The sequence below is a fragment of the Flavobacterium sp. LB2P53 genome, assembly GCF_003970305.1.
Classification (GTDB): domain Bacteria; phylum Bacteroidota; class Bacteroidia; order Flavobacteriales; family Flavobacteriaceae; genus Flavobacterium.
This window is the reverse complement of record NZ_RYDG01000013.1, coordinates 45959-71176: the sequence shown is the minus strand read 5'-3', so window position 1 is coordinate 71176 and position 25218 is coordinate 45959. Positions and strand designations below refer to the sequence as shown.

Annotated in this window: 25 protein-coding genes; 7 read left to right on the top strand and 18 right to left on the bottom strand. The window is 33.7% G+C overall.

Annotation, left to right across the window (positions count from 1 at the left end; genetic code table 11):
* The first annotated feature begins 17 nt into the window (after positions 1-17).
* The 7 genes from EKL95_RS13660 (at position 18) to EKL95_RS13630 (ending at position 7439) form a co-directional block, all read left to right on the top strand.
* Positions 18-848 carry a 1,4-dihydroxy-2-naphthoyl-CoA synthase gene (locus EKL95_RS13660; protein WP_126459908.1) on the top strand — a complete coding sequence of 277 codons (831 nt, stop codon included), beginning with the start codon at positions 18-20 and terminating at the stop codon, positions 846-848.
* Positions 849-1046: 198 nt separating this feature from the next.
* A complete protein-coding gene (locus EKL95_RS13655; protein ID WP_126555721.1) occupies positions 1047-1568 on the top strand; it encodes a PH domain-containing protein in 522 nt (173 codons plus the stop codon).
* Entirely contained in the window at positions 1568-3082 is a 1515-nt protein-coding gene (locus tag EKL95_RS13650; protein ID WP_126555724.1) for a PH domain-containing protein, read from the top strand. The genes EKL95_RS13655 and EKL95_RS13650 overlap by 1 nt, the downstream gene beginning before the upstream one ends.
* A gap of 85 nt (positions 3083-3167) precedes the next feature.
* Positions 3168-4130: a 1,4-dihydroxy-2-naphthoate octaprenyltransferase gene (gene menA / locus EKL95_RS13645; RefSeq protein WP_126564426.1), complete on the top strand. Its 963-nt coding sequence runs from the start codon at positions 3168-3170 to the stop codon at positions 4128-4130.
* A gap of 53 nt (positions 4131-4183) precedes the next feature.
* Positions 4184-4861, top strand: coding sequence for a metal-dependent hydrolase (locus EKL95_RS13640; protein ID WP_126454851.1), 678 nt, complete (start codon positions 4184-4186; stop codon positions 4859-4861).
* A 185-nt stretch (positions 4862-5046) separates the two neighbouring features.
* A complete protein-coding gene (locus EKL95_RS13635) occupies positions 5047-6255 on the top strand; it encodes a tetratricopeptide repeat protein (RefSeq protein WP_126555730.1) in 1209 nt (402 codons plus the stop codon).
* A 137-nt stretch (positions 6256-6392) separates the two neighbouring features.
* Entirely contained in the window at positions 6393-7439 is a 1047-nt protein-coding gene (locus EKL95_RS13630; RefSeq protein ID WP_126562181.1) for an o-succinylbenzoate synthase, read from the top strand.
* Between the two features lie 589 nt (positions 7440-8028).
* On the opposite strand, the gene EKL95_RS13625 is transcribed toward EKL95_RS13630, so the two are convergent.
* From EKL95_RS13625 to EKL95_RS13540, 18 genes are all read right to left on the bottom strand, one after another.
* The gene (locus tag EKL95_RS13625) at positions 8029-8475 is read right to left on the bottom strand and encodes a DinB family protein (protein WP_126564425.1); all 447 of its coding nucleotides are present in this window, start codon (positions 8473-8475) and stop codon (positions 8029-8031) included.
* Complete coding sequence (locus tag EKL95_RS13620; protein WP_126562180.1) at positions 8465-8944, bottom strand: nuclear transport factor 2 family protein; 480 nt, start codon at positions 8942-8944, stop codon at positions 8465-8467. Before EKL95_RS13620 ends, EKL95_RS13625 begins: the two co-directional genes overlap by 11 nt.
* A gap of 429 nt (positions 8945-9373) precedes the next feature.
* On the bottom strand, positions 9374-11407 hold the full coding sequence (locus EKL95_RS13615) for an OmpA family protein (protein ID WP_126555742.1): 2034 nt from the start codon (positions 11405-11407) through the stop codon (positions 9374-9376).
* Positions 11408-11410: 3 nt separating this feature from the next.
* Complete coding sequence (locus tag EKL95_RS13610) at positions 11411-13102, bottom strand: Ig-like domain-containing protein (RefSeq protein ID WP_126564424.1); 1692 nt, start codon at positions 13100-13102, stop codon at positions 11411-11413.
* Positions 13103-13466: 364 nt separating this feature from the next.
* Complete coding sequence (locus EKL95_RS13605; RefSeq protein WP_126555749.1) at positions 13467-13673, bottom strand: histidine kinase dimerization/phospho-acceptor domain-containing protein; 207 nt, start codon at positions 13671-13673, stop codon at positions 13467-13469.
* A gap of 141 nt (positions 13674-13814) precedes the next feature.
* Positions 13815-14084, bottom strand: coding sequence for a YtxH domain-containing protein (locus EKL95_RS13600; protein ID WP_126555752.1), 270 nt, complete (start codon positions 14082-14084; stop codon positions 13815-13817).
* A 26-nt stretch (positions 14085-14110) separates the two neighbouring features.
* Positions 14111-14263 (bottom strand): lmo0937 family membrane protein, encoded by a 153-nt coding sequence (locus EKL95_RS13595; protein WP_126459873.1) that lies wholly within the window; start codon positions 14261-14263, stop codon positions 14111-14113.
* 33 nt (positions 14264-14296) lie between these two features.
* Complete coding sequence (locus EKL95_RS13590) at positions 14297-14935, bottom strand: porin family protein (protein WP_126564423.1); 639 nt, start codon at positions 14933-14935, stop codon at positions 14297-14299.
* A gap of 397 nt (positions 14936-15332) precedes the next feature.
* Positions 15333-15551 carry a hypothetical protein gene (locus EKL95_RS13585; RefSeq protein WP_126459867.1) on the bottom strand — a complete coding sequence of 73 codons (219 nt, stop codon included), beginning with the start codon at positions 15549-15551 and terminating at the stop codon, positions 15333-15335.
* A gap of 275 nt (positions 15552-15826) precedes the next feature.
* The gene (locus EKL95_RS13580; RefSeq protein ID WP_197037190.1) at positions 15827-16261 is read right to left on the bottom strand and encodes a hypothetical protein; all 435 of its coding nucleotides are present in this window, start codon (positions 16259-16261) and stop codon (positions 15827-15829) included.
* A 122-nt stretch (positions 16262-16383) separates the two neighbouring features.
* Positions 16384-16605, bottom strand: a complete 222-nt coding sequence (locus EKL95_RS13575; RefSeq protein ID WP_126555761.1) for a hypothetical protein — start codon at positions 16603-16605, stop codon at positions 16384-16386.
* Between the two features lie 302 nt (positions 16606-16907).
* Positions 16908-17099: a hypothetical protein gene (locus EKL95_RS13570; protein ID WP_126459858.1), complete on the bottom strand. Its 192-nt coding sequence runs from the start codon at positions 17097-17099 to the stop codon at positions 16908-16910.
* Positions 17100-17304: 205 nt separating this feature from the next.
* Positions 17305-17739 (bottom strand): response regulator, encoded by a 435-nt coding sequence (locus EKL95_RS13565; RefSeq protein WP_126459855.1) that lies wholly within the window; start codon positions 17737-17739, stop codon positions 17305-17307.
* A 2-nt stretch (positions 17740-17741) separates the two neighbouring features.
* Entirely contained in the window at positions 17742-20336 is a 2595-nt protein-coding gene (locus EKL95_RS13560) for an ATP-binding protein (protein ID WP_255416255.1), read from the bottom strand.
* Positions 20337-20383: 47 nt separating this feature from the next.
* Positions 20384-20935 carry a helix-turn-helix domain-containing protein gene (locus EKL95_RS13555; RefSeq protein WP_126460145.1) on the bottom strand — a complete coding sequence of 184 codons (552 nt, stop codon included), beginning with the start codon at positions 20933-20935 and terminating at the stop codon, positions 20384-20386.
* A 325-nt stretch (positions 20936-21260) separates the two neighbouring features.
* A complete protein-coding gene (locus tag EKL95_RS13550; protein WP_126555770.1) occupies positions 21261-21743 on the bottom strand; it encodes a hypothetical protein in 483 nt (160 codons plus the stop codon).
* 3 nt (positions 21744-21746) lie between these two features.
* Positions 21747-22424, bottom strand: a complete 678-nt coding sequence (locus EKL95_RS13545; protein WP_126459846.1) for a peptidoglycan DD-metalloendopeptidase family protein — start codon at positions 22422-22424, stop codon at positions 21747-21749.
* Between the two features lie 340 nt (positions 22425-22764).
* Positions 22765-25173, bottom strand: a complete 2409-nt coding sequence (locus EKL95_RS13540; RefSeq protein WP_126459843.1) for a thiamine pyrophosphate-dependent enzyme — start codon at positions 25171-25173, stop codon at positions 22765-22767.
* Between the last annotated feature and the right edge of the window lie 45 nt (positions 25174-25218).

The following is a 25218-nucleotide window of genomic DNA, read 5'->3' as shown; positions in this document are numbered from 1 at the left end:
AATTAAAATCAATTGTAATGGATTGGATTACTGCTAAAGAATACGAAGATATCACTTATAAGAAATGCAATGGCGTTGCCAGAATTGCTTTTAACAGGCCGGATGTGCGCAATGCATTTCGTCCAAAAACGACAGCTGAATTGTATAATGCCTTTTATGATGCGCAGGAAGATACTTCAATTGGAGTAGTTTTACTTTCTGCCGAAGGACCTTCTTCTAAGGATGGCGTATATTCTTTTTGTAGCGGAGGCGATCAAAACGCACGTGGTCATCAAGGATATGTAGGCGATGACGGACAGCATCGTTTGAACATCTTAGAAGTACAACGCTTAATCCGATTCATGCCAAAAGTAGTTATCGCCGTAGTTCCTGGATGGGCTGTAGGCGGCGGACATAGTTTACATGTGGTCTGCGATTTGACTTTGGCAAGTAAAGAACACGCTATTTTCAAACAAACTGATGCCGATGTAACCAGTTTTGATGGTGGATATGGTTCAGCTTATTTAGCTAAAATGGTGGGACAGAAAAAAGCACGTGAAATTTTCTTTTTGGGACGCAATTATTCGGCTCAGGATGCTATGGATATGGGAATGGTGAACGCTGTGATTCCTCACGCTGAATTAGAAAATACGGCTTACGAATGGGCGCAGGAAATCTTGCAAAAATCTCCAATGGCTATTAAAATGCTAAAATTTGCGATGAATCTTACGGATGATGGAATGGTGGGACAACAGGTTTTTGCCGGTGAGGCCACTAGACTTGCCTATATGACAGAAGAAGCTAAAGAAGGCAGGAATGCATTCTTGGAAAAAAGAAAGCCGAATTTTGAGAAAAAATGGTTGCCGTAATTGAGTATTCAGTTATTAGTGTTCAGTAGTCGGTCGCCATCAAGAACGCAGTCGTAATTTGTCATTTCGACGAAGAAGAAATCTCATTAACAGTTTCAGTAATCAGACTCAAAAGACTCAAATAAAAACGTCGCGCCTTAGTGGTCTTTGTGGCAAAAAAGAAAGCCTCTTTTTGGCAAAAAAAACTAAAATTTACAAATGGAAAATTTCACAAACGAAACAATTGATACGGGCCAACTTCCAAAATTTGAGAAAGTCACTTTTATGAATTTACATCCTAAATATATTAGGGTAGTATTGATTAATTTGGCGTTATTTATTGGCATACTTATTCTTGTTCCAATATTGATTTCAACATTTAAACCGGAACTGTTTTCAGGAAGAGTCTGGTTGATTATAGGAGCTGTTATTCCCGTATTCTCAGCTTTGTTGGTAGTGTTTTCTATTATTGGATTCCATAAAAAAGGATTTGCATTCAGGGAACACGATGTGCTTTTCAGACACGGAATAATTGCTACAAATACGATTGTAATTCCTTATAACAGAGTGCAACATGTGGCATTGCATGAAGGACTTATTTCACGTTATTTTGGTTTGGCCAAAATTGAAATTTTTACTGCTGGCGGAAATTCCAGTGATATTGAAATTCCCGGAATTGAAAAAGAACAAGCGGAAAATATCAAACAGTTGTTGATGGGTAAAATACAAAAGCAATTGTAATGGGAGCCGATTTTAGTCAGCCACAGAGGCAATCTTCAATAGGGATTTTAGTGATGTTTTTTTACACGCTTCAGTATTACGCCAGAGCGTTGTGGCCTATGATTGTGATTTGGATTTTCAAGTTTGATGAGGTTAATAAATTGTATTTTTTCTTTGGGATGCTTGCCCTCTTTGTGAGTGTTGGAGTTGTTTCTTATTTGAAATACCTGAATTTCACTTTCTTTTTGGATGCCGAAAATCAGGAATTTATCATTACCGACGGCGTTTTCAATAAAACCAAAACCGCGATTCAGCTGCGTAAAATCCAACAGGTAAATATCAATCAGTCTTTTATTCAAAAATTAATTGGTGTTTATGAATTGGATGTAGACACAGCCGGAAGCAATAAAAAAGAAGGTGCTATTCAAGCGATTTCGCAAGAACTGGCTTTGGAATTGAAATTTCGTTTGTTAGAAAATGAAGATATAAAGAATGAAATTGGCGCTGAAGAAACTGTATTGGAGGAAACCGAGCAAAAACTATTTGAAGCTGCGCATCCTTTTATTAAAATCAGTTTTTTGAGTTTGCTGAAAGTTGGAATTACATCTAATTATGGCAGAAGTATCGCTCTATTGGTAATTTTTTTTAGTACTATATATGAGAATTTTCAAAATTTTGGAGAAGAAAGCAATGCCTATAAGGAGAAAGTAGGATTATACATTGATAAAAATGTAGTGTTGCAAACTATTTTAATATCAATACTGTTGTTGTTTGTTGTGGTTCTGGTTGTAAATGTGATCCGTACGGTTTTTAAATATTATGATTATAGAATAGCGAGACAAAAAGGATCTTTGTTGTTGTCTTTTGGCTTGTTGAATACGAAAAGCACTATTATCAAACCTGAAAAAGTTCAGATCACGTCCGTTACCAGAAATTATTTCCAAAAAAAAATGGGAATTTTAGAACTACAAATCAAACAAGCTACCGGGGGTGAAAAGGAAGAACGGAAATCAATAATAGAAATTCCGGGATGCAGTGAAGCCGAAAGAGATTCCATATTGACGTTATTATTTCATCAAATTCCTGAAAAGGGAGTAATGCTTCAGCCTAATTTTCGTAAACTTGTTTTTTCTGTTATTCTTTCAATAGGATTACCTTTGTTTGGTTTTATGGCAGTTGGTCATTGGATTGAACCTATAATTTTTGAATATAATTATGTGATGCCAATTTATGTGATTTTTATTGGAGCAATCCAGTATTTTAAATTCAAAAATGACCGATTGTTTATCCACGAGAATTTTATAATAAAGCAAAGTGGCGCTTGGGATGTGAGCAATGATATTATTGAACCCAGTAAAATACAAGCGATTACAACGTCGCAGCTTTTTTGGCATAAAAAGTTGGATATTGGTTCCATAACATTGCATACCGCAGGAGGAAATATCGCTTTTCAATTAGGGAATTATTCAGTACTACAACAACAAGTTAATTTTTGGTTGTACGAAATAGAAACTTCCGATAGCAATTGGATGTAAATAAAATGGTTTAAAGTTTAAGGTTTAAAGTTGTTTTTTACAATAAAGCTTAAGTTTTAAACTTCAAACTTTTAAATAAAAAAATATGAAACATTGGATTGAAGCCGCACGTTTACGAACCTTACCCTTATCGGTTTCTGGAATAATAGTTGGAAGTATGTACGCTTTGGCACACCCAACAGATAACATATTAACGCCTACGGAAGTCTTTAACTGGCGATTGTTTGGTTTTGCAATATTGACAACATTAGGATTGCAAATACTGTCCAATTTTGCCAATGATTACGGTGACGGAATGAAAGGAACGGACAATGAAGATCGGGTAGGACCAAAACGAGCCATACAAAGCGGTGTGATTACTCCGCAAGCCATGAAACGCGCCATGATCATAACATCAGCTTTGACGTTGCTTTCAGCGATGCTATTGATTTATTATGCGTTTAGAGATACAAATTTATGGTTTTCCTTGTTTTATTTGGTTTTGGGAATTTTGGCAATTGTATCAGCCATTCGATATACAGTTGGAAATACGGCGTACGGATACCGTGGATTTGGCGATGTGTTTGTCTTTGTATTTTTTGGGTTGGTGAGTACTTTAGGAGTGAATTTTTTATATTCTAAACAATTGGATGCGTTGTTGGTTTTACCTGCAATAGCCATTGGATTATTGAGTGTAGGTGTTTTAAATCTGAATAATATGCGAGACGAAGCATCAGATAAAAAATCAAATAAAAACACGATTGTCGTAAAAATTGGCGGTGCCAAAGCTAAAATATACCATTATATTCTGATTGTAACCGCAATGGTTTTAGTATTGATTTTTGCAATTACAGATGATTTTCACTTTGATCAATACTTGTTTTTATTGTCGTATATCCCTTTGACTAAACATTTGATTACTGTCTATAAAAACCAAAACCCTAAGGAATTAGATCCCGAATTAAAAAAGCTGGCATTGAGTACTTTTGCACTTTCAATTTTATTGTCATTAGGTATGATTTACTTCTTTTCGGATATAATAGTGAACACTTTTTTAGGAGGAAGATAAAATAATAATCAAATACGGAATCTTTTAACCATTCTATTTTTAAATTAAAAAAGATGAAAATAACATTTTACGGTCACGGGGCATTAGGTATAGAAGTTGGCGGCAAACACATTATTGTAGATCCGTACATTTCTGCAAATCCCAATGCAGCTCACATTGACATTGATACGTTAAAAGCCGATTATATTTTAGTGACACATGCTCACGGAGACCATATTCTGGATGTCGATGCGATAGCTAAAAGAACGAATGCGGTAATTGTTTCTAACGCTGAAATTGCCGGTTATTATGGTGCAAAAGGCTTTCAATCGCATCCTATGAATCACGGTGGAAGCTGGAATTTCGATTTTGGAAAACTGAAATATGTAAATGCCATTCATTCCAGTTCGTTTCCTGATGGCAGTTATGGAGGAAATCCTGGCGGTTTTGTCATTGAAGGGGAACATAAAAACATCTACATTGCTGGTGATACAGCGCTTACTATGGATATGAAACTCATTCCTATGCGGACCAAACTCGATTTAGCCATTCTGCCCATAGGTGATAATTTTACCATGGATGTTGAAGATGCTATTGTCGCTTCTGATTTCTTGGATTGCGATAAAATTCTGGGGTATCATTACGACACTTTCGGTTATATCGAAATTGATCATGAAGATGCTATTCGTAAATTTTTCAATAAAGGAAAAGATCTCATGTTGTTAGAGATAGGAAGTTCCATAGAGTTGTAATTTTTTTATTTGAAGCTAATCCAGCTATCCGTTGCAATCTTTTATCACCCTGTCAGGGTTTGAAACCCTGACAGGGTGATAAAAGGATTTTTACTTCTATCTGGGCTAGGGTTTGCCGGTACCAAACTTCGTAGTTAATTTTACTAAAACGTTGTTCGCTCTGGTGTTTAAATTTTATATCAATCATGCAAAAAAAGAATTTCATTTTTTTATTTCTGTTTCTAATTTCAACAAATACTATTTTTTCTCAGAAAGATGGCTATTGGGATAAAACCCGTGCTACAACCGAAGAAATTACAGTTTCCGCCAGAGATAGAATCGTTATAAAAACTCAAGATTTCCCTGAAGGAACTACCGAGGTCGTATACAGAATAACGCTTTTGGATAAAAATCAGCAAATGGTAGGCAGTTTAGTTTCGGTTTTAAAAGCTATTCCAGACCCAACAGGAATCAGTCAAGGTTCAGCAGGAGCAGTTTTTATCTTGTCGAAAATATCAGGTGATGATAAATGCAAGTATGCTGTTTTCTCTAGCGATGAATTAGCCACACAATATAAAGAAAGTGGCAAAACGGATGATGCTTGTTTGGTTCAAGACACGCCGGTGAGTAAAGATGCCAAACGACTTTCTACTGAGAAATCTACTTGTATGCGATCGAATTCGGGAAATTTATGGTTTGGTTTCGAAAGTAAAAACTGGATCATGAACCAAAAAATCATTCTCGAAGTGGTGCCGTGGGTTGATAATAAACTCAGTCGCGGATGGACTTTAGCAAACAGAAAAGCAATAATTGAACAATGCAAAACATCTAATTTGGCTCAAAAAATGACCAATTCAGATGATTTTTGTGTTTGTATTCTCGATAAAATCCAAACCAAGTACAAGTTTAAGGAATTCCAGAAATTATTAGCTGTAGAGCGCACTAAGGCGTTCAGGGATTTTGGTAATAGTTGTTTTGGTGAAAGTAGTCTTTCAAAAAGTGTGTATGACAATTTGCGTAAGCAAGCCGCTATGTTGGCTAAACAAGGAATGCAAGGTGAGGCAATCACGAAATTGACAACGATTATCAATGATGGAAAAGCAACTGCTTTGGATTATAATGCGATAGGTAGCAGTTATGTTTTGACGAAGCAATACGGCAAAGCAATTAAATTCCTGAAAGAAGGTGAGAAAATAGACGATACAGAGTTATTGATAAAGCTGAATTTAGCACACGCGTATTTATTGAATGATAATTTTTCGTCTGCAAAAGCCATTTATAAAGAGTATCAATCGCAAAACGTAACGGATAGTTTGAGTTGGACTCAAAAAGTAAAACAAGATTTCGCAGCTTTTAAGAAAGTTGGGATTAAAAATGATGATTTTGAAAGAGTTTTGAAGTTAATGGATAAATAAATCGAACTTTAAAGCTTATATGCCTTATATGTTTTAAAGAAGCAACAATTCTTTTTACCATGTTAGGCATCTAAATTTTAATAAAATAATTCAGATATAAGTTTACTAGATTGAAATAACTCATAATTCATAATTTCTTGAAAGCAACCTACCACAAATATATTCTTAATTTCAAACGTCCATCAGGAACTTCTCGTGGCGTTATGACCGAAAAAGAAACTTGGTTTATTGTTTTGGAACAAGACGGTAAAAAGGGAATAGGAGAGTGCGGAATCCTTCGCGGATTGAGTATTGATGACCGACCGGATTATGAAGAAAAATTGCAGTGGACTTGCGATAATATTCACTTAGGAAAAGATCAGCTTTGGGAAGCGTTATTAGAGTTTCCTTCGATACAATTTGGAGTGGAAATGGCGTTCCGATCTTTGGAGAGTGAAAACCCTTTTTTCCTCTTTCCATCTGAATTCACAAACGGTACAAAATCCATCCTGATAAACGGTTTAGTTTGGATGGGTGAAGAGGCGTTTATGAAGCAGCAAATCGAGGAAAAATTAGCGCAGGGTTTTAGATGCATCAAACTCAAAATTGGAGCAATAGATTTTGATAAAGAACTACAGTTATTACGGTTTATTCGGGAACATTTTACTCCGGAACAAGTCGAAATTCGGGTGGATGCGAACGGTGCTTTTGATGTAACTTTAGCTTTAAATAAATTAATTCAACTATCTGAATTTAAATTACATAGTATAGAGCAACCGATACAAAAAAACCATACTGACAGGATGGCAGATCTGTGTAAAAAAGCTCCTTTTCCTATTGCTTTGGATGAAGAGCTGATCGGTGTGTTTACTTTGGCAGAGAAAAAGCAATTACTGACAAAAATCAAGCCGCAATACATCATTTTGAAGCCTAGTTTTGTAGGTGGTTTTCGAGGCACGCAAGAATGGATTTCATTGGCTGAAAAGCATAAAATCGGGTGGTGGATTACCTCTGCTTTGGAGAGTAATATTGGACTAAATGCGATTGCGCAATGGACTTTTTTGCAACACAATGCAATGCCTCAGGGATTAGGAACCGGAGCGCTTTATACGAATAATTTTGACTGTCCGCTGGAAGTTTCACAAGGGCAATTGTGGTATAAAAAGGAGTTGGACTGGGCGTTTGATTTTGCTCTTTTGAAATAGATTATCTCGTCTTTTTTTGTTCGCCCTCTCCTAACAAAACGGATAATGTCTTCTAACTAGGAGTGCGGTCCGCTATCAATTTTATAATAAATAAATAAATAACGGGACCTGCCAAAAGTGAGGTTCTAAAATACAAATAAAGATAGCTAATCCTTTTTGTATTCCTTTTTTTTAATCCACTTACAAACAGGATATAGAATAAAACTAATGAGTAAAGCAAAACATAACGGAATAAATAGTGTTTTTCTAAAATAGAATATTAATGCGGACAACGTTAAGTAAGTCGAAAGTTTAAAAGTCGTAAAGTCAAAAGAATTAACTTTAAGTAAAATATCTTTAAATCAGATTGTTACATAATTTTATCCTGATTTTAAAATACGACATTATACCATGGTTATTACTTATAAACTGAAGAATTTCTAAAACAGAATATTTTTTAGTGGACTGAACCGGGATGGGAGTTTTAGAGGATTGGATATCAATATTACATTATAGTCGTTATCTCTTATTCGTATTTTATATTTATTTGCGAGTAAGATGTTTGTTATAACTAATCGAATTACAGTAAATTGAATATTGTGGTAAATATTTAAGCGTCCAATAATCGCCTGTGGTAATTAATTTGTCCCAAATGATAGGCAAGGTGCGTGGTCAAATGGATGAGTATGAACTCAGTTGAAGTTTTGTTCTTTAAAACTAAAAGTGGATATTCCATTTTCAAATCTTCTTCTGAGAGGGTATTAAGTGCATTGACAAGGATAACTATCGTTTCTTCGATTTTTGATACTAATTCTGCTCTTGAAATATCTTTCAGTGAAAATTCTAATGGTCTGTTTCTTATATAACCCGTCTTTCCATATTGGGCTCCAATATATGTGTTGAGATTTCCTATAATATGCAAGCATAGATTTCCGGCTGAATTAGCGATTCCTTTTTGTGTTTTCCAAATATCACTTTCGTTTTCATACGATTCAATTTCGGATTTCAGAATGTTTAAATCTCTAATGAAAAGCATTTTCAGGGTGTCAATCAGCATGTTGAGTTTCTTTATATTTTTTTAATGATAAAAGGGCTTGCTCTTGAATTTTTTTATGAAAAAAACCAGTCCAGCCTAGTAGGTATCCGGTGATTCCAAAAGCTTGTTTGGACCATTTAAAAATATCAAAATCATCGGTGTGTTTTATAATTAATCCATCTTTAAACTGAAATTGTGCCTGAATACGATTTACTACTTTTCTATTAGTCTTACTGAAATTGTAGGTAGCTATAAATTGTACGGAGCCAATATAGTCATCAGCCTTGACCGCAGAGAATTTAATTGTAATATTCCCTTTGCTTTTTTCGAGGAGCATTTTCCACATTAGGCAAACATCATTTCCCTTTAATAGACCAAAAACTGGATCACGAAATTGAATACTGGAATCATAACAGTTACACATTGTTGGTGAATCTGCATTTGCAATAGCACTATAGAATTTGGTAAGGATTTTCTCGTTTTCGGTCATGTTTTTAAATAAAGTGAAAAGTAAAAATACTAAAATTTTTACGAAAAGTAAGTGTTTAAAATCAAAATTGGAAAGGGATTACGTCTAATTTACCTTTACTTTGTAAAATTATAAGATTCAGAACTAATAAATTAATTCAAAAAAATTGGTATTAATTTGGGACTAAAATAGTAATAAAGATCTTCATTTCTTTCCATAGATTTCACAGATTTGCATAGATTAATGCGCTTCATAGCTTTAAAATATTTTTAATCAGCCCAATCTGTTGCAAAAATTTTCTTTAATAATTGCGAGAATATATCTTTCTTGCTACTTAATTATGAAAATGAATTTCTATTCATGATATCTGAAATAAATTTCAGCACAAAAAAAGAGGATAGAACTTTGCGTTTCTACCCTCTTTGTCAATTTATAATACGTGCATTTTACTTATTTAATAGCGGGCATTATATCAATTATGACGGTACGGTTGTAAAAACGTTCTTCAGGGGTTTTGTTTTCAAAAGGAGAATTATTTTCATTCTCGCCCTCTCCGGTTACTTCAAATTTTACGTCATTCCTACCGGCTTTAGATAACCCTTTTTCAAGGATCCCTTTCACATCGTTAGCACGGGCTAAAGACAAGTTTTGATTGTAGGTTTCTTCACCAATACTATCAGTATGACCGTGAATTAGTACTGTTGCGCCAACAGGTATTTGTGGGGTTACTACTTCGCTAAGGTATTTTTCATAGATACCAATTGCTTTAGATTTATTAAATTCATAAATAATACTATATCTGGTGCCTTCCTCCATTTTTGCAGGAGTCCAAAGTACCATGTGAACAGGAGTTTCTTTTTCTACAATTTTACCACTTTTAGTTTGACCAATCATTTTTACGGTGTAATCACCTTCTGGACGGCTCCCTAAAATTGCTTTTCCAGGAATTTTAACTTCGTCTTGAGTATATGGTCCAAAATTTTGAACCGTACCTTGCTCATCAGTAATTTGTAATGACCATGAAGATAAGGCTTCACCGGCTCCTTTATTGTTGAAGCTAACATAGCTTTCAATAGGAGCTTCTTGTAGTGCTATTATTTGTACAGGTTTTAATTGCGCATCAGGTCCACTTTGAAATTCCATTAGTAAATCCGGTGAATTACTTTCGATAGAAACTCTGCGATCGCCTTCACGAAGTAAGACTAGTTCTTGAGTTCCGCCTGGTTGTTCAGAAGGTATAGTTGGTTTGTCTTGACCTTTAGTCATGATTCTAGACGGATCAATAGCAAATATATATACTAGATAAGTTTTGATTGATGCTGCCATTACTAAACCCTCTTGGGATCCTTTTTCTGACGAACCTACCAAGATAATTGTAGCTGTAGGATTTTTTTGCATTCGATCACCCAGAATGTTCAATACATTATAATACACAGTCATTTGACGTTTAGAACGATCAGACAATTTTTTTGGAACAAAAACTTCCAGTTGGTCTTCTTTGAAGTCTTTTACTTGGTCTTTCGTTAATACAACATAACGACTTGGAATTTCAGTAGATCCTTGATTAAAAAACACATAGTTTCTAAGTGGGAAAATCTCTGTCATTCTTCTTTCTCCCGGAACATTACTAGGAGAATTTACGGAGAACTGTACTTCACGGTCCTTAGCCAGATCTGTTGCTTCCTGAATATTTTTCCCTTGTCCAAATTTGAGCGCAACACCAGCTCTGACAGTAGTATTGTTCCATGTTTCTGTAGCACGTGGATCTTGACCAAAATAGGGTTGGAAAGCGACAAAAGGCGACAATATAAATTGTGTTTTGTTGCTGTCTGAAGATAGCGGAATGTCATATCCAGCTCCAATTTGAAGAGATAAAATTGTTTTGTTAATGGCACTAAAATCACCTCTTACTTCAGGAGAAGGCTCTTGATCCGGAAATGCCGTATTAGTGCCCAATTGATAGGTAAATGATTTGTCTAAGTTGAAAGCTAAACGCGGGCCTCCATACACATAGAAATTAGATTTGAACGGAGCAAAACGTACGCTGGGTTCCACGGTGATGTAACTAAGATCAGTAGATAAATCTGCAGGACAGTCACATGCGGTAGTAACGGGGTCAAAAGAACCTTTACGGCTGTCATAACCTGCTTGAAACATGATGCCCCATCTGGAATCAGCAGGCCTGTATTCTACAAGCGGCGCAATGAAAAGTCCAATACCGTCTCCCTCATGGAAAGTAGCGGGTGGTGTGAAATTAGCATTCAACTGATTTGTTGAACCGCGATAAAAATTAAAATTGGCACCAGCTGCAGCTCCAAAAAGCCAAGTAGGTTTTGCATATTTTACTACTAGTGTTTCTTGTGCCTGAACTTGGGTTTGAATGCTCCACCATGTCAAAGCAACTATCGCAACACTTTTGAAATTCAGATTATTAGGGGACCATGCAGCGCATGATCCCATTTTGAAATTATTTTTAGTTTTCATTTTTTACGGTTTAGAGATTATATTTGTGTGCGTCATTACTACTGCTCCATTTCGAGCAAGCATTCTGCCATTTGCAGTTGAATATGCTCCCATTGTTATAGATTGCAAGGCTAATATATTCCCTTCAAATTTTGTGTAGTTTCCAATAGTTGCAGAACTTCCCGTTTGCCAATACACATTCTTAGCAAGTGCTCCACCACTAAGTTTTATATTTCCACCTGCACCACCAACAGTAGTAAAAGCAGATGCGACTTGGAAGATCCAAACGTCAGTTGCAGAACCGGTAAGAGTCAAATCTCCATTTTGTACTAAAAGTGTGGATGTTGATTTGTATATACCTGCAACAAGTGTTTTTCCGCCCTGATCACCGGATACAGTTATTGGCGCACTATAAGAAGCTCCTTCTGCAAAAAGATATGCATTAGTCAGGTCTAGTTTTGCTTGTGTTAGCAGGGCAGCAATCCCTACAGGGGCAGTATCATCAGAAGCATAAATAGCACCATTTATTATAACAGCGGGAGGAAAGCCTGTTATTGAAGAACGAACACCAGGACTGATACCCACATCCATATTATTAATTACACTGAAACCTGCATTATTACTTACTCCAACACCGGATAAAATTCCAAATCTTTCTGCTGATCCAAGATTTACTGTATTTCCAACCAAGTTTGAACTAGTACTGAAGTTCCAAACGTAATCGTTTGCCAGAGGAGTACCCGCTAAATTTTTAGCAGCTGTACTAATTGTTGCGGTATAAGTAGTCCCTGCTGTAAGTGGGCTTGTAGGAATAAAGGAAAGTGTAGTCCCTGAATAGGAAATAGCTCCTGCTACCGCTGTAGTACCATTTTTTAAAGTAAAGGTAGAATTACTAATAGTAGTAGGATCCATTTCTACACTAAAACCAGCAGTAATAGTTTTATTCAGAGCAACACCAGAAGAATTATTTTCAGGATCTGTTGTGACTACTGAAGGTCCACTAGTGGCGCCTGTGGTAAATGTCCAAACAAAGTTATTTGCAAGTGATGTTCCTTGTATATTTTTGACTCCAGTTGTGATCGTACTTGTATAGACTGTATTGACAGTTAAAGGAATACTAGGTACAAAATAAGCTTTTGTTCCGTTATAAGTAACCGTACCAGCAACGGAATTAGCGCCTTGTTTTAAGGTGAAATTGGTAGCGTTTACAGTCGCTTGATTCATTGGCATATTGAACTCTGCCGCAACCACTTTATTCAGAAATACATTGGTGGCATTTTTCAACGGATCTGTTTCTATTACCATTGGAGTAACTGTAGATCCGGTACTAAATGTCCAAACATAGTCTACTTGTAATGCATTTCCCATTACATCTTTAACGGATGTTTTAATTTTACCGGTATAGGTTGTGTTCGCAGATAATGGGGATGTAGGATCAAGTGTAGCAGTTGTTCCACTGAATGAAACAGTTCCTGTAACTAAAGTGGAGCCTTGTAAAGTAAAAGAGGATTGGTTAAAAGTTGATGCGTTCATCTCCTCATTGAAAATAACGGTAATCGATTTGTCTAGTGCTACATTAATAGCTCCATTTTCAGGGCTTGTCGAGACAACTTCTGGACAAACACCATCAATTTCTTGAAAGTCATCCTTAGCGCAACCAGAAATTAATGCAATAAATAGTATTGCAAAAGTTACTAATAAATTTTTAATTTTCATTTTTTGTTTATTTAGGGGATTAAGTTATATGCAGACAAAGGTGAGTTTATTAAAGTAGGAATATGTTATGGAATTAGCGAAATTACTTGCAAGATTTACTCTTGTAAATTGTCATCTTTACTTTTATGTATTAAAAATCAATTAGTTATATTTTGTGTTTGCTTAACGCAATATTAAAAGAGAATAGTGGCCTTTTACAGGATCTCTTTACAGTTTAAAAGCTTTTTTGTAGTTTTATATCGATGTTCAATTTTAAGTTCAAAAAAGTAAATAGCGTAAAACGCAAAAATTAATTTTAAAAAAAGACATAAAAAAAATCAAGAATTTTCATTCTTGATTTGTAAATAATACGAATATAATCTGTTTATGTCTTTTTACCTTTTTTTTCTAATGCAAAAATAAATGTTGTCAATTCATTTGTAAAAATATCCAGCGCTATGGTAGATTGTTTTATGTACTCTGAAAATTCCTTTAATTCATTTGGGGAATTTATAGATTCCTCAAGTAAATTGGCTAACCCAATGATATTGGCAATAGGTTGCCTCACTCTATGCGAGGTCATGAAGATCATTTCTTCAAGACCTTTTATATATTCTTTATGGTTTCTTTTGCTTTTTTAAAAAGCATTTATGCTGTAGTTACATTGTTTTCCACACTGAAAATTGGAACAAATTGATATTGAGAATCTTTTTGTAACTGTAATTTAAAAATTTTAAATTTTAAATTCCTTTTTAGCTTCTACAAATTTAGTTTCTCCCTTGCCAATTAAATTTTCGCCTTCGTTCCAAATTTTCTCATACTTTTGAGTTATTGTCCCTAATAAAGAGTCTAATTTGCCTTTTAGTTCATCAGCATAATCATTGCTTTTGTCCATGATTTTTCTTCTTGTTTTGTCTCCTTTTTCAGGCGCAAACAAGACTCCTAATAATGCTCCTACGGCAACTCCTCCTAATACTCCTAATATAATTTTATCTGCTTTCATAATGTTTATTTTTAATAACAATGAATTTAAATTCCTCGGCCTTTTATCAGTCTCAATATCACTGCTATTACAGCTATAACCAAAAGGATGTGAATAATTGATCCCGCGCTGTATGCGAAGAACCCAACCGCCCAAAAGATAATTAAAATTACGGCTATGGTATATAATAGATTGCTCATGATTTTAGTTTTTAATGATTAATATTTTAATTTCTAGTTAAGTCTAAGTCCCACATATAAGCTCAATACGCTATTTTTTGCATCAGGATAAGTGTAATTAGTACCGGAATAATTTCTTTCTTTTCCTACTTTGGTTAAACCATAATTATATCGTACTCCAAAGTTTGCAACATCTAAATCGATACCAATACCTCCGGAGATACCGGCGTCAAACTTATTGAAATCATTGGTGTCTAATTCACTTTCGGAACTAAATAAGTTAGAATCATTGGTTGTTTTACCACTTACCATATAAGCGGCATAAGGCCCAACATGGACATTAAAATTATCGGTAAGATTCATTACCAATAAGACTGGTACTTCAATATAATTGACATTGAATTTAGCTGTTCCGTTAGCAAAAGAATTGTTGTACACCAGTTCTGCTCCTTTTGTGGTATAGTTAATCTCAGGCTGAATAGCAATAGCATTAGTAATGGGAAGCTTAGCATATAAACCGGCATTAAAACCTGTTAATACATTATTGTCATCTACATTATCCGTGTAAAGATTTGAGAAATTTAATCCTCCTTTAAAACCAAAAGAAGCTGTTTTTTCTTGTGCTTCAATAGTTGTAAAAGTGATAAGGCTTACAAATAGTGAAGCTAAAATAATTGATTTTGATTTTTTCATTTGTTTAATTTTTTAATTAAAAAATTGTTCTTTGCAAAGATGCAACTGTTTCAAAATAATTATGTTACAATACTTTTTGATAAGTTTATATTATTCACACTTTTTTCAATCTCCAAATTTTTCTTTTGATTTTTATTTTTGTCTTTCCAATTTCCTTTTAAATCTGATTCATTCCGCTTTATTGATAATTACCTGTGAAAGAATTGTCACTTTACAAAGTTCAGCTCTTTATGTACAGTTTAAACCGGAATAGGGTGTTCAGTTTGCTCTGGAATATCCACTTTATACCTAAAAACGATTACATAACTTTTAGGATTAGTTACATTATTCACGGGTTACAGACTAAGGCTTAGAGCCACATGTATTTTGCCTCATTCATTTCATATACCGGAATTGATTAATTGGCAGTTCTAGGGTGATTAATAGTGTATTCTTTAAGGATATTTTCTAAAGACTTGTAGTAATTTGTTAATGTTTGGATATTTATTTCAGGATTTGAAATAATTGGAACAGTGATGGGAATCTCCGCTAGGTATTTAGATAACTCAGGATACTGGTCGTGTATTTTTATCGTAATTTCAAGAATAGATTCGCTAAGTTGTTTTTCTGTTTTCATACTAAAATAGTTTAAGGTAACCTTTATTTTTTTAAAAAAGATGCAATCAAATTCACGAATTTCATCTTTAATAATTAGAATAAATACTTGATAAAGTAGTGGTTATAAAGTAAATTTATTCAAAATACGGTTGTTTATTCCAGAGTAAGAATTGTTATTGCGGGTTTCATGTCCTAAGGTTTTTTTGGATTATTGCTATTCCAAAAAAAGAAAAGGTAACTTTTTAAAAATAAAACCTACCAGGTATGGATTCATATCAGGTAGGTTTTATAAATTTAAAATTTGTTGGTAGACAAAATCATCTGCATCCCCGGATATTGAATATCTCCGTCATCTTCAGCAGTTATAAATATTTTTGACGGCTTGTAGGCTGTAACTGTTTCAAAAGTTGCTCTAAGTTTTGAGGACAAAAATCCGCTATCGCTTTTTATTTGACCAATATTTCTTACAATATCCCCGTCTGTTTCCATCCAGACAACGTAAACATTTTTTGAAGGCTGTAATCTGTTTACTTCGGCTAAATCTGATATTTTTATTTTTATCAAATAATTTTTGTTACTGTCTTTTGTGACATTTACCGAGCCATTTGCTGCGGGGACCACAATAGAATTTTGAAAAGCAATGTTTTTACCACATGAAGAAATCGAAAGCAGCATCAGCATTGCTAAACCACCCATAAATATTTTTTTTAAATCAGCACTTATTTTCATTTTAGTTTTATTTTAAGAGTATATATAATACAAATTTAAGTTTTTTTATTAAATTAGTTGTTGAATAACTTTTATTTAAACTTGTAATATTCACAGATTAATAAAAAAATTATTCTTTGTAATTAATTACTTTGTTTCTTGTCTTTCATAATTAAAACAACTCCTCCAATAGCAAGTACAGCCCCTATAATGGGGGACCATTTTATTGGATGGTTTACTTTTTTATTTATTTGTATTGGGCCTATATCAACAATTTTTTCAGTGGTTACATAGTTAAAGCTGTTGTAAAGTAACAGAATTACTCCTAAAAAAATCATCGCGATTCCAATGGTTCTTGTTTTCATTTTTTTTTATTTAAAAGTGATTGTATGGAGATGCGTTTATGCTTTTGAAAAATATTCTTTTACAAAGGTATGTTGCTGATTTGGTGTCATCTGATTGGGATGTTTGATTTCGAATTTTATTTTAAAAAATGTTCATTCTCACTCAAGAAATTAAACAGTTCCAGTGGGTGTGCTTGAGCAAATGGCTTTTAAAGTACAGCTATAGAGTTGTCAATTTGGTATAAAACAATTTAAATTATAAGATAATTCCGTTCTATTTATGGAGTGTTGTTTTGACAGTTGTGCAGAGTGAAGATATTTTATTATTCATCTTTTGTTGTACGAATCAGACTAATACCTGAAGCGAAAAATACGGCACCTAATATGCCATAAATAAAGAGGGATTTAATGTCACTAATATCGTCTGAGGCACTAGAAAATAATACCGCAGTATAGATTAGACCGCTAATTCCAAGAAAAGTAAGTACAGTTCCAAAGATTCTTTTAAGATTCATATTTCTTTTTTTTAAATGGATTGCTATAGTTTTAGTAATTTCTCGTGAAAGTCTAATTAGAAACAAATACACAAAATAAAAATATCTTCAAACAGCTGTAAATAATGGTATTACAATACAAATGTATTCCGATTAGACTTTACGAGTGTTATATAATTGTCTATAAAAGTTACATCATTCACACTTAAAAAAAAGGGATTTAGTATTACATTCTATCCATGAACCAATTCAATTCCTTTGTCATTTTTTGATATTTAAAAATAGTTTTGATATTTTTATTTAACCGAATAAAGGCAGTTTCACTTTTTACTACATAATCAAATGCTTTGTGATGCATACAGTTTACTGCAATTTCAATCTTATCCTGTGAGGACAACATGATCACTGGAATATCTGGATTGAAAGCTTTAATTTGATCTAAAGTTTTAATTCCGTTTATGGCATTTTTCTCAATACCATCAAGTTGGTAATCTAAAATGATCACATCTGGATTATTGGATATATTTGCCAAGCAGTGTTCACCGGTAGAGAAGGTTTCAACGATAAAATCAGTATTTGTGGTAAATTCAATTTCTAAAGATTTTAAAAATAATGCATCATCATCTACTAAGAAGATTTTTATTTTATTTTCGTTTTTCACTATTATGTGTTTTTAATTATATTAAGTTCTTCCTCTAGTTCAATACAGGCTTGCAGACAAATTTTTTCTAGTTGTAATACTAAATCATATATTCCCTCTGATTGATCTTGTGTAATTGCAAAGTTCTGAATTTTTTTTGCCATATTTTCAAAATCACTGTTAATACCCATTATGGCAAATGAAGGGATCATTTTATGGGCAGCAGCGCCTAATAATTTCCAGTTTTTGTCCTCTAAACTTTGCTTTATAGTATTCATTAAAGGCGGTGTTTGTACTAAATACAGGGATATCATTTCCATCATTAAGGTTGGATTTGATTTTGTTTTTTGATTCAAATAAATCAAATCAATACATTTTATTTTTTTCTCTTTACTATTGTTTTCCTTTAAACCGTTATTAAGTTTTTCACTCAGTTTTTCCAGTTTTGGTTTTTTTAATATTCCAACAATTTTGCTGTACAGCAGTCTTTCGTCAACTGGTTTTGCAAGGTGGTCATTCATTCCTACCGATTTGCATTTAGCTAAATCAACTGTGGTGACATCAGCAGTTAAAGCAATAATTGGGACTTTTGAATTCATTTTCTTACGGATATACTCTGTAGCTTCAAATCCGTTCATCTCTGGCATTTGTAAATCCATTAGAATAATGTCGTACTCTTTCGCTTTTAGTTTTTCGATAGCTATTTTCCCGTTTTCGGCAATATCGCACTCAAATCCAAAATCGTCTAATAATGTCTTCATTAGCAATTGATTGAGCGGAATATCTTCAACTACTAAGACTTTAATATTCTTGATTTCGGTATCTAATTCGATTAACTCATTTTCTAATTCAACATCGGCATTTGTTTTCTGAAAACTTAAAGTAAAACTAAATGTAGAACCTTCATTTAGGGTACTTCTTACCCTTATAGTCCCGCCTTGTGGCTCTATCAGCTGTTTGACAATTGCCAGACCTAGTCCCGTTCCTCCGTACAATCGTGAAGTTCCACTGGAAGCTTGTTGAAAATTTTCAAATATTTTGTCTATTTTTTCTTCTGGGATACCAATTCCGGTATCAGTAACGGCAAATTCAATAATGACTCGATCTTCGTCTTCATGTATCAAATGTACGCTTACTGTAATGTTTCCTTTTGATGTAAACTTTACGGCATTGCTCACGAGGTTTAAAATAATCTGATGCAAACGCACCGGGTCTCCCACAAGTACATTTGGTATTTTACTGTCGTATTGCTTTATTAATCGTAAGTTTTTTTCTTGAATTTTTGTTTCAAATAAATGCAGCATAGCTGATATGGATGATTTCATTTTGAAAGGTTTTTTTTCAAATGTCATCTTTCCTGCGTCAACTTTTGCTAGATCGAGTATGTCGTTGATCAGCACAATTAGGGCATCACCACTCATCTTAATCGCACTGATGTATTCTTTTTGTTTGGGTGTCAATTCTGTTTTCAAAACCACTTTTGTAAATCCAATGATGGCATTCATTGGGGTACGTATTTCGTGACTCATATTTGATAAGAATTGTTGTTTTGCTTTTACGGCATTCTCTGCTATAATAGTGGCGCTTTCAGCATTTTTTTTAGCTTCTTCAGCAATTTCTGTAGTTAACTCAGCAAAAACTCTGGCCTCAATCAACTCTGTCGCAATTCTTTTTTGCTCAGTAACATCTCTGGCAACAATTACTACACCAAGGATGTTTCCTTTGTCATCTTTGTATACGGATCCGTTGAATAATACATCCGTTAGTTTGCCGTCTTTATGCCGTAGTGTAAGTGGTGAATCTGCAACAGATCCTTTCTCAAATACTTCCTGATATACTTCTCTTGCGTTTTGTTGTTCCGTAAAATAATCAAAAAAATCAGAATCAGTAAGTTCTTCTCGAGGGATTCCTGTGATATTTACTAAGGCTTCATTCATGTCAGTAATTTTTCCTTTGGTATTAATTGTAACCAATGGATCACGACTCGCTTCAATTAAACTGAGTGAATACTGATACGCTAATTTTGCGTTGTACGTAAGTTCCTCTAGTTTTTTATTTACAATTTCTCGTTTTTCTTTTTCTTTACTTTGAAATAAAAGCTCCTTATTGGCAATAACTAATTCATCCGCGCGTTTTTCTTTTTCATTGTTTTGAAAAGCCAATTCTTCATTGGCAATAACTAATTCAGCCGCTCGTTTTTCTTTGATCTTGTTTTGAAAAGCAAGTTCATTGTTTGCAATTTTTAAATCTAGCGCCCATTTTTGTTTTGCACTATCTCTGGCAACAATTAGTACGCCTATTATAGTTCCTAAATTATCTTTGTATACAAAGGCATTAAACAATACATCCGTAAAACTGCCATTCTTATTTTGAATTGTAAGCGGAAAATCAGACACAGCCCCTTTCTGGAGAACTTCATGATAGATGTCTTGTGTTTTTTGTTTTTCTGTAAAATAATCAAAAAAGTCAGAATCAATTAAAAAATCGCGAGTAAATCCCGTTATATGTATTGTCGCTTGATTTATATCCGTAATTTTCCCTTCCGTATTTATTGCAATTATGGGATCCAGACTGGCTTCTATTAAACTTCTTGCGTATTGTGATTCTTGATTTTTAATGATTTCTGTTTTATTTATGAAGGTAGATAAATAAGGTGTTGATTGTTCTAATTTAAATTCCCGATTTCTTCAATTGGGCTTCGTCTTTTATCTTTTAATTTTTTAAAGTGAGAAGGGGAAAGTCCGGTTACTTTTTTGAACTGACTTGATAAATGGGCAACACTGCTGTAATTCATTTTCCAAGCGATCTCAGTTATATTTAATTCGCCGTAAATAATTAATTCTTTGATCCGTTCTGTTTTATGTGAAATTATAAATTGTTCAATTGTGGTTCCCTGCACTTCTGAAAACAAGTTAGATAAATAGGTGTAGTCGTGATTTAAGAGTTGGCTCAAATAATCGGAAAAATTGATCTTAATATTTTCAGTTGAATGGTGCACCATCTCGATAATTATATTTTTAATTTTTTCAATAAGCATTGACTTTTTGTCATCCATCAATTCAAGTCCAGAATCTAAAAGTGCAATTTTTAATTGTTGTCGTTGCTCCAAAGTAATATTTTCCATAATTTCAACTTCTCCTAAATCGACAACCATAAAGTGAAGGTTTAGTTTTTTTAGCTCTTCTTTCACTGCAATTTTACAGCGATTGCTTACCATGTATTTTATATATAGTTTCAAAAATATTTCTTTTACAGTTTAGACAAAAATAGCTTCTAGTAATAAAGGTACATTATATAATTTAACTTATAAGTTATATAATTAAAGGTATTCTATTTTTAATAGGATATTAATCCGAAATATTCAATTGAATTATAGTAATTAATTTTTTACAATTAGTAAATTTCGTTAAATATTTTTCACCAGTAATATTCTAGCAATTTTAAAATAATTGGCATTAAAACTATTTTTGGAATTTAGTATTTCTATTCTGTTTTGCAACAACTATTCCTGAAGAAAAAATGCAGTGCTATTTTTTAAAAAATTATTTCATCAAAAATGAATTTACCCAATCTAATGATTTAATAGAAGAAACTTTATTTTCTTCATTCATTGTAACTCGAAGTTCCTTGTTGGCTACTTTTTTAGTATATGATGCCTTGTATCTGAAAAGAGTACTTCCGTCAAAATTGTTTTTATATACCTCAACTAACTGAAGATCAATAAAAGTTCCATAATATTGGCGAAAACGCGTACAGGTCTTTGTCAGTCTTTCTTCGGTGGTGTTTTTTATTACTGACGTTGTGGCTTCATTGAGGTTAAAAGGCTTGAATTTTGAAGTATTACAGGTCATCAAAACTCGCTTTCCTAACTCATACGCTTTGGCTTTTTGATCCGCATCGATTGCTGTTAAGTCCAGCTTCACAATTTTAGCGTTCTCAAATTCGGGTTCTGGGGCAATTACAATAGTTTTTGATTTGCATCCAATAAGTAAAAGAATGCTAAATACAATAATTATTTTTTTCATGATTTATTTAATTTTTAATAGGATATTAGGATCCGGACAATTTTTCAAATAGTAGCTCAAATCATTTTTGCTGCAGACACCCGGATAATCACCAAGGATTTTTGCTATTTTTTTTATAATCTGAAAATGCAAATGTGGGGCATAATCACCATTGACAGCAGAATCGCCTAATGTAGCCAGCTGACTTCCTTTTTCGTACACATCACCAATATTAATGTTACTAATGCTTTCAAGGGACAAATGACCGTATAAAGTATAGAATTTTTGATTTTCTATTTTATGTTCCAGAATAATAGTGGGGCCATAATCACCCACACCAGTATTGTAATTGAAGCTGTGGATAAATCCGTCTAATGCTGCCAGAACTGGCGTTCCTGCCTTGATCCATAAGTCTAGACCAATGTGAATGTTTCTTTCATCGGTTTTCGTGTCATTAAAAATTTCACTCCGTTTGTATAAATTTCTAATTTCATTATATCCTCCAAACGCAACTTTTGCATTATTTTGAGCTAAATAATCCTCAATATATTCTTCAAAGGCAACTGCGGTATGTATATTTCGTTTTGATAAGATTTCATTTGTATTGGATAAATCTAATGGCAGGTAGCTGTTGTAATCAATTGTTTGATCTATAACTTTAACATTTTGAATGTTGTGTAAGATAGTTTCTAGTTTTGTCATTTATTGGGTTTTAAAAAGCTTAAATTTAAATAAAAAAAGGCTGTATAAAAATTTTACGCCCGCTTTATAACTTTTAATTAGCAGATAGAACCTTTTAATTTGAGTGTACAAGTATAATTTTTAACTCCTAATTTTAAGATTTATTTATAAATAGGTACCGAGTTTAGCAGCTGAATTTTTCTTTTAAAACGTCATCAACTTTTCATGCTTATCCGTTAAATGGGATATACAATCTAATAATGGATTATCTAATGACTGTTTAGAAATGAGTTTGTGTATTTTTTCTATCAAAAAAAATCCCAATCGTTTCCAATTGGGATTCTAATTTATGAATTGGATCTTAGTATAAATTTGGATATTTTGATGGATTTACTTCATTCATCATACCATACACTTTTTCAAAAATATCTTCTATTGAAGGTTTAGAGAAATAATCACCATCTGTTCCGTAAGCAGGTCGATGTGCTTTTGCTGTTAGCGTTTGAGGTTTGCTGTCTAAATAATTATAACCATCTTGATGCTCAATAATTTGTTGTAAAACATAAGCTGAAGCACCACCAGGAACATCCTCATCAATTACTAAAAGACGATTTGTTTTAGCAATACTTTTTACAACATCTTGATTAATGTCAAACGGAAGCAAAGATTGTAGGTCGATAATCTCGCAATCTATACCTATTTCAAGGAGTTCCTTGGCAGCTTGCTGTACTAATCGCAAAGTAGAACCATAGGAAACGAGTGTAATGTCTGTTCCTTGTTTTAAGGTTTCAACTACTCCAATTGGTGTTTTAAATTCGCCATAGTTTAAAGGCATTTTTTCTTTCAATCGATAACCGTTCAGGCACTCAATGACTAAAGCAGGTTCGTCACATTCTAATAAACTATTATAAAAACCGGCTGCTTGAGTCATGTTTCTAGGAACTAAAACGTGAATTCCTCTAATGGCATTTATAATCATTCCCATAGGAGAACCAGAATGCCAGATGCCTTCTAAACGATGACCACGAGTACGGATAATTAATGGTGCTTTTTGTTTTCCTACGGTTCTATAGCGCAACGTAGCTAAATCATCACTCATGATTTGAATTGCATACAATAAATAATCTAAATATTGAATTTCGGCAATAGGGCGAAGACCTCTTAAAGCCATTCCAATCCCTTGACCTAAAATGGTTGCTTCACGAATTCCTACATCGGCAACGCGGAGTTCTCCGTATTTTTCTTGCATTCCTTCTAAACCTTGATTGACATCACCAATAGCTCCAGCATCCTCACCAAAAATTAATGTTTCAGGATATTTAGTAAAAATTGCATCAAAATTATCCCGCAAAATCATACGTCCATCTGTATCTTCCTTGGCATCTTCAGCATAAATAGGCAGAACTTTTTTGACAGAGAACACATTTAAATCCGTTTCCGAAAATAAGTTGCTGCTAAAATTCTTTTGTGTTTTAGCAGTGTAGGTTTTTATCCAAAGTGACAGTTCAGTTTTGCTATTTTCATTTAGGATTAAACGCAATACTTTTCGGGCTGTCACCAGAATTTCCTTTTTCAAAGGAGATTTGATACTGCTTAAATCAACGATATGTTTTAATATTGCTTCTTTGTTTTTGCTGCTTTCGGCTATTTTTTGTAATAGAGCGACTATTTCTTTTTGCTCTTCAATTATGGGTTCTAAAAATGCATTCCAGGCCGCTTTCTTGCCTTCTAAAACATCTTTTTTGGCTTGTGTATCAATGGCTTCAATTTCTTCAGGAGAAGCAATATTGATAGCAATCATCCATAATCTCATTTGACGGATGCAATCATAGTCTTTTTCCCAGGCCAATCGGTCCGTATTTTTGTAGCGCTCATGAGAACCAGAACTGGAATGTCCTTGCGGTTGTGTCAATTCATTTACGTGTATCAAAACAGGAGTATGATTTTCTCGGGCTATAGTGGCAGCTTTTTCATACGTGGCAATCAGGTCTGCATAATCCCACCCTTTTACTCTTAAAATTTCAAAGCCATTTGTGTTTTTGTCTTTTTGGTATCCTTTTAAAATTTCAGAAATATTTTCTTTTGTGGTTTGATGTCTTGCATGAACAGAAATCCCATATTCATCATCCCAAATACTCATTACCATTGGTACTTGTAAAACACCCGCTGCATTGATAGTTTCAAAAAATAAGCCTTCTGAAGTACTTGCGTTTCCTATGGTGCCCCAGGCAATCTCATTTCCTTGATTAGAAAAATTAGCTGCATTTGGTATTCCGGAGACTTGTCTGTAAATTTTTGATGCTTGAGCCAGTCCTAATAAACGTGGCATTTGTCCGGCAGTTGGGGAAATATCAGCGCTAGAGTTTTTTTGTTTTGTTAAGTTTTTCCAACTTCCATCTTCATTTAGACTATGGGTAGCAAAGTGACCGCCCATTTGCCTTCCTGCTGACATTGGTTCTTGTTCGATATCATTATGACCATATAATCCGGCAAAAAATTGTTGGATACTAAGTTCACCAATAGCCATCATAAACGTTTGATCCCGATAGTAGCCAGAACGGAAATCTCCATTTTGGAATGCTTTCGCCATTGCCAGTTGTGGTACTTCTTTTCCATCTCCAAAAATCCCAAATTTAGCTTTTCCAGTTAATACTTCCTTACGTCCTAAAAGACTGCATTCTCTGCTTAATATGGCTATTTTATAGTCATTTAATACTTCGATTTTGAAATCTTCAAATGTCAATGTAGTATTGGTTTTTTCTTTTATCATAATTGAAAAGTATAACTTTGAGGTGCAAATTTACTTAAAAAGTAG

Coding starts and splice junctions, on each gene's coding strand:
- EKL95_RS13660 (WP_126459908.1), top strand. CDS start 18: ATGGATTGGATTACTGCTAAAGAATACGAAGATATCACTTATAAGAAA.
- EKL95_RS13655 (WP_126555721.1), top strand. CDS start 1,047: ATGGAAAATTTCACAAACGAAACAATTGATACGGGCCAACTTCCAAAA.
- EKL95_RS13650 (WP_126555724.1), top strand. CDS start 1,568: ATGGGAGCCGATTTTAGTCAGCCACAGAGGCAATCTTCAATAGGGATT.
- menA (WP_126564426.1), top strand. CDS start 3,168: ATGAAACATTGGATTGAAGCCGCACGTTTACGAACCTTACCCTTATCG.
- EKL95_RS13640 (WP_126454851.1), top strand. CDS start 4,184: ATGAAAATAACATTTTACGGTCACGGGGCATTAGGTATAGAAGTTGGC.
- EKL95_RS13635 (WP_126555730.1), top strand. CDS start 5,047: ATGCAAAAAAAGAATTTCATTTTTTTATTTCTGTTTCTAATTTCAACA.
- EKL95_RS13625 (WP_126564425.1), bottom strand. CDS start 8,475: ATGCTGATTGACACCCTGAAAATGCTTTTCATTAGAGATTTAAACATT.
- EKL95_RS13620 (WP_126562180.1), bottom strand. CDS start 8,944: ATGACCGAAAACGAGAAAATCCTTACCAAATTCTATAGTGCTATTGCA.
- EKL95_RS13615 (WP_126555742.1), bottom strand. CDS start 11,407: ATGAAAACTAAAAATAATTTCAAAATGGGATCATGCGCTGCATGGTCC.
- EKL95_RS13610 (WP_126564424.1), bottom strand. CDS start 13,102: ATGAAAATTAAAAATTTATTAGTAACTTTTGCAATACTATTTATTGCA.
- EKL95_RS13605 (WP_126555749.1), bottom strand. CDS start 13,673: ATGATCTTCATGACCTCGCATAGAGTGAGGCAACCTATTGCCAATATC.
- EKL95_RS13600 (WP_126555752.1), bottom strand. CDS start 14,084: ATGAAAGCAGATAAAATTATATTAGGAGTATTAGGAGGAGTTGCCGTA.
- EKL95_RS13595 (WP_126459873.1), bottom strand. CDS start 14,263: ATGAGCAATCTATTATATACCATAGCCGTAATTTTAATTATCTTTTGG.
- EKL95_RS13590 (WP_126564423.1), bottom strand. CDS start 14,935: ATGAAAAAATCAAAATCAATTATTTTAGCTTCACTATTTGTAAGCCTT.
- EKL95_RS13585 (WP_126459867.1), bottom strand. CDS start 15,551: ATGAAAACAGAAAAACAACTTAGCGAATCTATTCTTGAAATTACGATA.
- EKL95_RS13580 (WP_197037190.1), bottom strand. CDS start 16,261: ATGAAAATAAGTGCTGATTTAAAAAAAATATTTATGGGTGGTTTAGCA.
- EKL95_RS13575 (WP_126555761.1), bottom strand. CDS start 16,605: ATGAAAACAAGAACCATTGGAATCGCGATGATTTTTTTAGGAGTAATT.
- EKL95_RS13570 (WP_126459858.1), bottom strand. CDS start 17,099: ATGAATCTTAAAAGAATCTTTGGAACTGTACTTACTTTTCTTGGAATT.
- EKL95_RS13555 (WP_126460145.1), bottom strand. CDS start 20,935: ATGGTAAGCAATCGCTGTAAAATTGCAGTGAAAGAAGAGCTAAAAAAA.
- EKL95_RS13550 (WP_126555770.1), bottom strand. CDS start 21,743: ATGAAAAAAATAATTATTGTATTTAGCATTCTTTTACTTATTGGATGC.
- EKL95_RS13545 (WP_126459846.1), bottom strand. CDS start 22,424: ATGACAAAACTAGAAACTATCTTACACAACATTCAAAATGTTAAAGTT.
- EKL95_RS13540 (WP_126459843.1), bottom strand. CDS start 25,173: ATGATAAAAGAAAAAACCAATACTACATTGACATTTGAAGATTTCAAA.